The sequence below is a fragment of the Streptosporangium sp. NPDC006013 genome (assembly GCF_040614275.1).
Lineage (GTDB): Bacteria > Actinomycetota > Actinomycetes > Streptosporangiales > Streptosporangiaceae > Streptosporangium.
Map to the genome: position 1 here is coordinate 1 of NZ_JBEXUE010000394.1, position 9,508 is coordinate 9,508.

Genomic DNA, 9,508 nt, shown 5'->3' on the forward strand with positions numbered 1-9,508 from the left:
CCGCAGAGACGCCGACTCGACGTCCGGGGCAGGGTCGGAGAGCGTGATGCCGTCGTTGTACTCGCGGTACCAGATCTCGCCGGCGACGGGGGTGGACGTCTACTGGTGCACCGCCGACATCGGCTGGGTGACCGGCCACTCCTACATCGTGTACGGCCCGCTGGCCAACGGCGCGACCAGCGTCATCTACGAGGGCACTCCGGACACCCCGCACCGCGGCCGGTTCTGGGAGATCGTGCAGAAGTACGGGGTCACGCTGCTCTACACCGCCCCGACCGCCATCCGCACGTTCATGAAGTGGGGCGACGACATCCCCGCCAAGTACGACATGTCGTCTCTGCGGATCCTGGGCAGCGTCGGCGAGCCGATCAACCCCGAGGCGTACGTCTGGTACCGCGAGCACATCGGCGGCAACCGTACCCCGGTCGTCGACACCTGGTGGCAGACCGAGACCGGCGCCATCATGATCAGCCCGCTGCCCGGCGTCACCGAGGGCAAGCCCGGCGCGGCCATGCGCCCGTTGCCGGGCATCACCGCCGACGTGGTCGACGACCAGGGCCGAAGCGTCGGCAACGGCGGTGGCGGCTACCTCGCGATCCGCGACCCGTGGCCGTCGATGCTCCGCACGATCTGGGGCGACGACCAGCGCTACATCGACACCTACTGGTCCCGCTTCGAGGGCATGTACTTCGCGGGCGACGGCGCCAAGAGGGACCAGGACGGCGACATCTGGCTGCTCGGCCGGGTGGACGACGTCATGCTCGTCTCCGGGCACAACATCTCCACCACCGAGGTCGAGTCGGCGCTGGTCTCCCACCCGAAGGTCGCGGAGGCGGCCGTGGTCGGGGCGACCGACCCGGTGACCGGGCAGGCCATCGTGTCGTTCGTGATCCTGCGCGGCGATGCCGTGGAAGGTGCGGACATCGCCGCCGAACTCCGCGCCCACGTGTCCAAGACACTGGGCCCGATCGCGAAGCCCCGCCAGATCCTGGTGGTGCCCGAGCTGCCCAAGACCCGCTCCGGCAAGATCATGCGGCGTCTACTGCGCGACGTGGCGGAGAACCGCAGCATCGGCGACGTCACCACCCTGGCCGACAGCACGGTGATGAACCTCATCTCGGAGAAGCTGCCCAGCGCCAAGGGCGAGGACTGAGCGAACCGGATGACCCGGGTGGACCAGGACCTCTGGCCCACCCGGGGCCGGCTCCTCCATCGCCGCCGCGATGTTCGCCGGCCCGCCGCCGGGGTGGCCCCCGGCCGTGACAACCTCCCCACCGGTGTCGTCGCCCGGCGCCGGAACCGAAACAGCCCGCCGCCGCCCTGATCAAGGACGGCGGGCGGAGAACCAGTCGGCGATCCTGCCCGGCCTCCACGTCCGGCCGGCCCGAAGGCACGCCCGGTGGTGCGGATTCCCGCCACCGGACGGCCGGGACCTCACCAACCCGGTACGGCCGGACTAAAGTCTGAAGTCTTGACGACGCAGATATTCGATGACACATGCGCGATAACCACAGTGGTGCTCGCGACACCGGCTCCGGTGACGATCCCGCCGCGGGTGTGCGTGCACGACCGCCTCAGGGCGCAGCATGATGTTTGACAGAGGCCCTCGATAGGAGACCGTCCATGACACATATTCCGCCCGCGGAGCCACAGGAGGAGTCGCTGGGCGCACTGGTCGCTGCGGCCAGTGACCACATATCCACACTGGTCCGCGCCGAGATCGAGTTGGCCAAGGCAGAGCTCAGGTTCGATGCCAAGCGGGTCGGCGTGGCGGCGGGTCTCTTCGGCGCCGCGGCGTTCATGGCCCACCTGTGCCTGATCCTCGCCTCGTTCGCGATCGCCTACGGCCTGGTCGCCGCGGGCCTGTGGACCTGGCTCGCCTTCCTGATCGTCACCGTGTTCTATCTGATCGTGGCCGGGCTGCTGGTCTTCGTCGGCATCCGGCGACTCAAGGGCCTGACCGGAATGCGGCGGACCCTGAACTCGCTCAAGACCATCAAGAGCGGAGCCGAGGTCGACGCCGTTCCCGCCGCTCCGGTCACGGCCGGTCAGGTGGGCGGCCACCGCGATCCGGTGAGACCGGGCCAGTGAGCAGACCCGACGAGTCCATGGTCAGGCTGGAGGGTCCGTGGACCCACCACTCGGTCCATGCCGGAGGCACCCGCTTCCACGTCGTGGAGGCCGGTACGGGCCCCCTCGTACTACTGCTCCACGGATTCCCGCAGTTCTGGTGGAGCTGGCGCAACCAACTCGTCTCGCTTCCGGCAGCGGGCTACCGCGCCGTCGCCGTCGATCTGCGTGGCTACGGCGCCAGTGACAAGCCGCCCCGTGGCTATGACCTGTACACCCTGGCCGCCGACGCGGCCGGGCTGGTCAGGGCGCTGGGCGAGAGCTCCGCGATCGTCGTCGGCCACGACTGGGGCGGGCTGCTCGCCTGGACCATGGCCGTGAAGGACCCGAAGGCGGTCCTGCGGCTGGTCACCGTCTCCGCGCCGCATCCCCGCCGGCTCCGCACCGCGCTGTTCACCGAGCCGTTCGGCCAGTTCAGGGCGGCTCGCTACGCGCTGGGATTCCAGCTGCCGCTGCTTCCCGAGCGACGCCTGACCGCCGACTCCGGCGCCATGGTGGGGCAGTTGCTGGAGAAGTGGTCGGCTCCCGGCTGGCCGCAGGAGGAGGTGGCGAAGACCTACCGCGACGCGTTCCGCATCCCCAACGTCTCGCACTGCGCGCTGGAGTACCACCGCTGGTTCGGCCGCTCCCAGCTCCGCCCGGACGGGTGGCGCTACGCCAGGGCCATGCGCGCCCAGATCAACGTACCGACTCTGCAGGTGCACGGCGCGTTCGACCGGCATGTCCTGCCCCGCACCGCCCAGGGCTCGGGCCGCTACGTGGCCGCCCCCTACCGGTGGCGGCTGATCGAGGGCGCCGGGCACTTCCCGCACGAGGAGTGCCCGGAGGAGTTCGACGCCGAGCTCGTCGCCTGGCTGTCCGATCCGGAGCCCGACCGGTGAACGGGCGGGACCGGGACGCCGACGGGAGACCGCGCAACCGGCGTCCTCGCGACGCGTTCGGGAGGCCGCTCCCGTACGGCGCGGAGGGCGTGGAACGCATCCCGGACGACTACGCGCCAAGCGCGGAGGAAGCCGTCTCCGAGGCTCACAGGCTGCTCGGCGAGGGACGCCCGTTCCACGCCCACGAGGTGCTGGAAGGCCGTTGGAAGAACTCCCCCGCCCAGGAGCGCGAGCTGTGGCAGGGGCTGGCGCAGATCTGCGTGGGCCTCACCCACCTGCAGCGGGGCAACCGCGGCGGAGCCGCGACGCTGTTCGCCCGGGGCGCCGACCGGATCAGCCGGTACGGCACGCCGTACGAGGAGATGGCCGTGGCGGTCGGAAAGCTGGACGACCTGGACGCCGAAGCGGCCATCGCCGTGATCAGAGACCTGATCCGGCACCGGGTTCCCCACAGGGGGGCGGATCCGGGGGCCGCACCGGATGGGACGTCCGCGGCCTGATCAGCTCCGGGTGCACTCCTGGGTGTTCACCCGGTTGGACAGCTTGGAGCCGTCTTCGGCGTCCGGCGCCACTTCGGCGGCGGTCAGCACGAAGCCGGTCTCCGCCCTGTCGGTGGCCGCCGCGAAGACGACGCCGTAGACCCTGCCGTCGGGGGTGAGCAGCGGCCCGCCGGAGTTGCCCTGCCGGACCAGGCCGCGGATCCAGTAGACATCCCGGTTGACGGTCTTGTGCTCGTAGATGTTGGGACCCTGAGCCTTCTGCCGGTCCCTGATCCGGGCCGGGTTCATGGTGTAACCCTCGCCGTGCGGGAAGCCCGCGACGATGGCGTCGTCGTCCTTCTTGGCCGTGCCGTCGAAGCGCAGGATCGGCAGGTCCAGATCGGGGACGTGCAGGATCGCGATGTCCCTGTCGGGGTTGTAGAGCACGACCTGGGCCGAGTGGACGTTGTTGAGATGGTCGATGACCTGAAGGTCCTGGTCGACCCCGGCGACCACGTGCGCGTTCGTCATGATCTTGTCCTGGGCGTAGACGAACCCGGTGCCCTCGATGTGCTTGCGGCAACTGGAGGCCACGCCCTGGACCTTGACGATGCCCCGGCGGGCCCGGGTGAGCGCCGCGCTCTTCGTCACGCTCCGGTCGGGTGGCGCGACCTCGACGAACTGGCCGCCCGCTATGCCGTCGAACACCCTGGGAAAGCCGGAGGTGTCGATGAAGTCCCTGAAGGGCTTCTGCAGGTCCCTGGCCAGCTTCGGCATCGTCTGGTCGACCGTTTTGATCAACAGGGACTTACTGACCTGCTCCCCGAGCAGCGTGAACTGCGAGGAGGTGATCAGCGAGCCGATCAGCCACGCGATGATCAGCACCGAGAAGGCGCTCGCGAAGGTGCCGCCGACCGCGTCGACGACCTTGGCGGGCTCCCAGGTGACATGGCTGCGGACCACCGCGCCGATCGTCGACGACGCGAACTGACCGATCGTGGCGGCGAGGAAGACGATGACGATCGCCAGCAGCGCCCGCTCGGTCTCACCGTCGACCACCGCTCCGGCGATGGGCGGGGCGATGAACATGCCCAGCAGGCCACCACCGACAAAACCGACAAAGCTCAGGGCCCCGATGATGAACCCCTGGCGGTATCCCGACACCGCGAAGGCCACCATCAGGGCGATCAGGATGAGGTCGAGGAGATCACCGCTCACTCCCTTACGGTATCCAGCCCCTGCCCCGCGCGTGCACACCTTCTGCGAGGTCTCTGCGGTTATCGTGGCCGGATGGCGATGATCGAAGGAGCGGCGACCGTGGCGTCTCTCATCGAGACCGCGCTACGGGAGCGAGATCAGGAGGGCGCGGCCCGCTGGCGCGCGATCACCCGGTTGCAGGAACGGGGCGATCTGGAGACCTTCACCGCGGCACGAAGACTCTGCTCGGGAAAAACCGCGGCCGAGCGGATGCTCGGGGTCGACATCCTGGGACGACTCGGCTTCGTCGACCGGACGCTGCCGGTGCTCCGCGCCCTGTCCGTCGGCGAGGACGACTGCCTGGTGCTCTACTCGGTGTTGATCGCCTTCGGCCACCTCAGGGACCGCCGCGCGCTGCCGTCGGTGATCGCCCTCTCCGAACACGCCGACCCCCGGATCAGGTACGGGGCCGCCTACGCGCTGCCGAACATCATGGGCAGCCCACCCGACCCGACGGGCCTGGCCGCGCTGAGACGGCTGACCCTCGATCCCGACGGGGATGTGGCCGACTGGGCTCGCCTCGGTCTGGCCCTGTCAACGGGACGCGAGGTTGAGGACGTCGGGCGGGATGTCCTCGATCCGTGAACGATCCCAGGGAAGCTCGAAACCCGAACGGCCGAGCACGGTGTCGAGCACTCCCGCGGTGAACCCCCACACCAGCAGCCCGCGCACCCGGAACGCCGGCCCCGAGTAACCGCTCGGATGGCGCAGCCTGATCCGGTTGGCCGGATCGACGAGCTCGCGGATCGGGATCCGCTCCACCGACTCCACCTCGTCCGGCGAGGCCGCGTGGACCACGCAGGGCGTGTGCCACCAGGCCAGCACCGGGGTCACCCGGTTGTCACTGCGGCTCACGTACAGCTCGGGCATGGTCCCGATCACCCGGACGCCCGTCGGATCGAGACCGGTCTCCTCAGCGGCCTCGCGCAGCGCCGCGGCGATCGGGCCGTCGTCCTCCGGGTCCACCCCGCCGCCCGGGAACGCGGGCTGACCGGCGTGTGTGCGCCCGTTCGAGCTCCGCTGGATGAGCAGCACGTCCGGACCGAGTGGCCCCTCACCAAAGAGCAGCAGCACCGCGGCCGACCGCCCGCCGGACGCCGGCGGGCGCAGCATCGGGGGCACCGGCGTTCCCGCGACCCGCTCCGCCAGCGTTTCCAACCATCCGGGAACCTCTTCCACGGGCACACCTCCGGTCCTCTGCAACACGGCGTCCCGCCCCGCGCTTCCCGGCACCGGCGGGATGTCAGCGGATCCGTCAGGACCCGGAGGCGGTCTTAGCACAGCGGTGCGGAAAAGATCACGAGAAGGGGCCGGGGCGCACCAGCTTGGCGGCCTGGACGGGATCCGTGGGGCCGATGCCGTACGAGGGGCAGAGCGCGGCGAGCGGGCAGACTCCGCAGGCCGGCGTGCGGGCGTGGCAGACGCGGCGACCGTGCCAGATCAGGCGGTGGGACATCATCGTCCAGTCGCGCTTCGGGATGAGCTCGGCGACGACCCGCTCGATCTTCACCGGGTCGGTCTCCGAGGTCCAGTGGAAGCGGTGGGTGAGCCGCTGGAAGTGGGTGTCCACGGTGATGCCGGGCACCCCGAAGGCGTTGCCGAGCACCACGTTGGCGGTCTTGCGGCCGACCCCCGGCAGGGTCACCAGGTCATTGAGCCTCCCGGGGACCTCGCCGCCGAAGCGCTCGCACAGGGCCTGGGCCATGCCGATGATGCTGTTGGCCTTGGCCCGGAAGAACCCGGTGGGCCGGATGATCTCCTCCAACTCGGCCCGGTCCGCACCGGCGTAGTCTTCTGCTGTGGGATATTTCACAAAAAGAGCATGAGTGACCGTATTGACCCTTTTGTCCGTGCACTGTGCGGACAGGATGGTCGCGACCAACAGCTCGAGAGGGTCGCGAAAGTCGAGCTCGCAATGGGCGTCGGGATAGGCCTCCGCCAGGATTCGGTCCATTCGCCGAGCTCGACGGACCAGAGCGAGCCGGGATTCACCACCGGGGCTGACATTGCGGAGCACTCCGACAGCCTACGCTCAAGGCCCCCCGCAGAGTCGCTCGGTGGGATGGGTCACAATGACTGCGTGAGCCGTGAAACGGGAGGCACTGTGAACTTCGACGACGTGCTGGGAAAGGCCCCTCTGTTCGCCGCGCTCGACCGTGAGAGCGCGGCCGCGCTGCGTACGAGCATCTCCGAGGTACGCCTCGCCAAAGGGCAGACCCTTTTCAGCGAGAACGAGACCGGGGATCGCCTCTACGTGGTGCTCGAAGGCAAGATCAAGCTCTCCCGCACCGCACCCGACGGCCGGGAGAACCTGCTCAGCGTGCTCGGTCCGAGTGAGATGTTCGGCGAGCTTTCCCTGTTCGACCCCCGTCCCCGTACGGCGTCCGCCACAGCGCTGACCGACGTCCTGCTGGCCGGGCTCGGACACGACGACCTGCGCCCCTGGCTGACCGGTCGTCCCGAGGTCGCCCTGCACCTGCTGCGCGCCCTGGCCCAGCGCCTCCGCCGTACCAACGACGTGCTGGCCGACCTGGTCTTCACCGACGTTCCGGGACGGGTGGCCAAGGCCCTGCTGGACCTGGCCGACCGCTTCGGCCAGCGGGTCGACGACGGCGTGCGGGTCCACCACGACCTCACCCAGGAGGAGCTGGCCCAGCTGGTCGGCGCCTCCCGTGAGACCGTGAACAAGGCGCTGGCCGACTTCGCCCAGCGCGGCTGGCTGCGCATCGAGGCCAAGGCCGTGGTCATCATGGACCTGGAGCGGCTGCACAACCGCTCGCGCTGACGGGCCCCGTCCCCCGCTGCCCGGCGGGACCTCGCCGCGGCCTCTCCCTCCAGTTCACGACGCCCTGTCCGGCCGGCCCTCAGCACGGCGGGGTCCGCCAGAGGCGGGCCTAGCCGTCCAGATAGGCGAGCTGCGCGCGAACCGACATCTCGGCGGCGAACCAGAGGGACCTGTCCACCTCCGCGTAGACGATCTCGACGATCTCGCGGGGCGTCGTCGCCCCCCGTTCCCTGGCCTCCCGGATCTGGTCCAGCCGCCGCCGCCGGTGCGCGACGTAGCCGTCGAGCGTGCCGATCGGGTCGGGGAGCACCGGACCGTGACCGGGCAGCAGCGCCTCCGCCCCGACCTGCTCGGCCCTCGCTCTGAGCAGGTCGAGGGAGCGCAGGTAGTCGGCCAGGTCACCGTCCGAGGCGATCACGGTGGTGCCGCGGCCGAGCACGGTGTCGCCGGTGAGGATCGCCCTGTCCCGCGGCAACCAGAAGCAGAGCGAGTCGAACGAGTGGCCTGGCGTGCCCACCACGTGCAGCTCCAGGTCCCCGACGGTGAGCACGTCGCCATCGCCCAGCCCCTCCTCACCCAGCCGGTGCGCGGGGTCCAGCGCTCTGACCGGCGCGCCGACCAGCCCGGCGAACCTCGCGGCACCGCCGCTGTGGTCGTGGTGCCCGTGGGTCAGCAGGATCGTGGCGACCCGGCGGCCCTCCAGATGGCCGGCGACCCGCGCCAGGTGCTCCTCGTCATCGGGACCGGGGTCGACGACCAGCACCTCCTCACCGAGGCCGATCACCCACGTGTTGGTACCGTCCAGGGTCATCTCGGAGGGGTTGGGGGCGAGCAGGTTGAGCGCGTGCTCCGTACCCGCACCGTCGGGCCCCTCCAGGGGGATCCGCAGCCCGCTCACCGCGAACCGCCGAACTCGTAGTCGTCGTCGAGCACGATGCGCATCTCACCGTCCACTTCGGCGATCTTGGGCATGAAGGTCACGATCTCACGCTCGGCCGCGAGCGTCTCGGAGACCTTGTCGTAGGCGCACAGCTCGGTGAGCGTGCGATGAGTCGGGGGCATCAGGAAGATCTGGCCCGCCCTCCCCTGGCCGAGCGCGTCGGCGGGCCGGACCCAGACCACCTGGTCGGCCTCGCCGCCGACGTCGCGGGTGAGCTGGCCCGGCGGGAGCGCCGCGACGAAGAAGCGGGTGTCGAAGCGCTTGTTCTCCACCTCGGGAGTGATCCAGTGGGCCCAGGGGCGGAGCAGGTCGGAGCGGAGGACCAGGCCGCGCCTGCCGAGGAAGTCGGCGAAGGACAGGGTCCTGTCGATCAGGGCGAGCCGGTCGGCCTCCCAGTCGTCACCGGTGGTGTCGGCCACGACGGACTCCGCGGACGGCCCGGCCAGCAGTACCCCCGACTCCTCGAACGTCTCCCGCACGGCGGCGCACACCAGGCCCCGCGCGGTCTGCTCGTCCGCGCGGAAGACCTCGCCCCAGGCCGCGGGCGAAGGACCGGCCCAGGTGATCTCCTGGTCGGTGTCGCGCGGGTCGACCGACCCGCCGGGGAAGACGTAGGCCCCGGCGGCGAAGGCCATGCTCGCCTTGCGCCTCAGCAGGTAGACCTCCACCTGACCGGCGTCCTCGCGGAGGATGACCACGGTGGCGGCATCTCGCGCGGGGACCGGCGCGATCCGCCCGGCCAGAATGTCGCGTGCACGCTCACCGAACTCACCGGGAAGCGGGATACCGTCCATTTGAGACCCTCCGCCAGAACATCACTCGGTTGCCGGGTCCATCATGTGGCACGGCACCGCCCCGGACAATCGCGGGGTCCCTCCCGGCGCCCGCCTCCCGGCGCGCCGCGCCGGCGGGTGGGGCCGCCGGGGGGGCGGCCCCCCGCGGGGCCCCCGGCGCCGCCACCGCCCCCGGCGGGCGGTGGCCGCCCGTCGGCCGCCGGGGTGGCCGCGCGGGGATAGGGAGTGCGGCGGGGGGGGGA

Annotated in this window: 11 protein-coding genes; 6 read left to right on the forward strand and 5 right to left on the reverse strand. The window is 70.5% G+C overall.

Annotated features, from left to right (window positions below):
* From ABZ260_RS38875 to ABZ260_RS38890, 4 genes are all read left to right on the forward strand, one after another.
* On the forward strand, positions 1–1,153 hold a 1,153-nt coding region (locus tag ABZ260_RS38875), incomplete at its 5' end, for an AMP-binding protein (RefSeq protein ID WP_355627495.1).
* A 470-nt stretch (positions 1,154–1,623) separates the two neighbouring features.
* Positions 1,624–2,091 carry a phage holin family protein gene (locus tag ABZ260_RS38880; RefSeq protein WP_355627498.1) on the forward strand — a complete coding sequence of 156 codons (468 nt, stop codon included), beginning with the start codon at positions 1,624–1,626 and terminating at the stop codon, positions 2,089–2,091.
* Positions 2,088–3,011: an alpha/beta hydrolase gene (locus ABZ260_RS38885; RefSeq protein WP_355627501.1), complete on the forward strand. Its 924-nt coding sequence runs from the start codon at positions 2,088–2,090 to the stop codon at positions 3,009–3,011. The genes ABZ260_RS38880 and ABZ260_RS38885 overlap by 4 nt, the downstream gene beginning before the upstream one ends.
* Positions 3,008–3,511: a DUF309 domain-containing protein gene (locus tag ABZ260_RS38890; protein WP_355627504.1), complete on the forward strand. Its 504-nt coding sequence runs from the start codon at positions 3,008–3,010 to the stop codon at positions 3,509–3,511. The genes ABZ260_RS38885 and ABZ260_RS38890 overlap by 4 nt, the downstream gene beginning before the upstream one ends.
* Here the strand turns inward: ABZ260_RS38890 and ABZ260_RS38895 are convergent, their stop codons facing one another.
* Complete coding sequence (locus ABZ260_RS38895; protein WP_355627507.1) at positions 3,512–4,708, reverse strand: MarP family serine protease; 1,197 nt, start codon at positions 4,706–4,708, stop codon at positions 3,512–3,514.
* 72 nt (positions 4,709–4,780) lie between these two features.
* On the opposite strand from ABZ260_RS38895, the gene ABZ260_RS38900 reads away from it, so the two are divergent.
* Complete coding sequence (locus tag ABZ260_RS38900; RefSeq protein WP_350958926.1) at positions 4,781–5,332, forward strand: HEAT repeat domain-containing protein; 552 nt, start codon at positions 4,781–4,783, stop codon at positions 5,330–5,332.
* On the opposite strand, the gene ABZ260_RS38905 is transcribed toward ABZ260_RS38900, so the two are convergent.
* Both ABZ260_RS38905 and nth read right to left on the reverse strand, forming a co-directional pair.
* Entirely contained in the window at positions 5,282–5,926 is a 645-nt protein-coding gene (locus ABZ260_RS38905; RefSeq protein ID WP_355627510.1) for a CoA pyrophosphatase, read from the reverse strand. The two genes, ABZ260_RS38900 and ABZ260_RS38905, sit on opposite strands and share 51 nt — an antisense overlap.
* 118 nt (positions 5,927–6,044) lie before the next feature.
* Positions 6,045–6,764 (reverse strand): endonuclease III, encoded by a 720-nt coding sequence (nth, locus tag ABZ260_RS38910; protein ID WP_355627513.1) that lies wholly within the window; start codon positions 6,762–6,764, stop codon positions 6,045–6,047.
* 87 nt (positions 6,765–6,851) lie between these two features.
* Between nth and ABZ260_RS38915 the strand changes: the two genes are divergently transcribed.
* Positions 6,852–7,532, forward strand: coding sequence for a Crp/Fnr family transcriptional regulator (locus tag ABZ260_RS38915; protein ID WP_355627520.1), 681 nt, complete (start codon positions 6,852–6,854; stop codon positions 7,530–7,532).
* A gap of 109 nt (positions 7,533–7,641) precedes the next feature.
* Here ABZ260_RS38915 and ABZ260_RS38920 read toward each other — a convergent pair whose 3' ends face one another.
* Both ABZ260_RS38920 and ABZ260_RS38925 read right to left on the reverse strand, forming a co-directional pair.
* Positions 7,642–8,430 carry an MBL fold metallo-hydrolase gene (locus tag ABZ260_RS38920; protein ID WP_350930150.1) on the reverse strand — a complete coding sequence of 263 codons (789 nt, stop codon included), beginning with the start codon at positions 8,428–8,430 and terminating at the stop codon, positions 7,642–7,644.
* Entirely contained in the window at positions 8,427–9,266 is an 840-nt protein-coding gene (locus ABZ260_RS38925; RefSeq protein WP_355627517.1) for an NUDIX hydrolase, read from the reverse strand. Before ABZ260_RS38925 ends, ABZ260_RS38920 begins: the two co-directional genes overlap by 4 nt.
* Between the last annotated feature and the right edge of the window lie 242 nt (positions 9,267–9,508).

Bases quoted from the DNA above. Each gene is read 5' to 3' on its own strand.
- ABZ260_RS38925 (WP_355627517.1), bottom strand. From the start codon at position 9,266: ATGGACGGTATCCCGCTTCCCGGTGAGTTCGGTGAGCGTGCACGCGAC.
- ABZ260_RS38880 (WP_355627498.1), top strand. From the start codon at position 1,624: ATGACACATATTCCGCCCGCGGAGCCACAGGAGGAGTCGCTGGGCGCA.
- ABZ260_RS38900 (WP_350958926.1), top strand. From the start codon at position 4,781: ATGGCGATGATCGAAGGAGCGGCGACCGTGGCGTCTCTCATCGAGACC.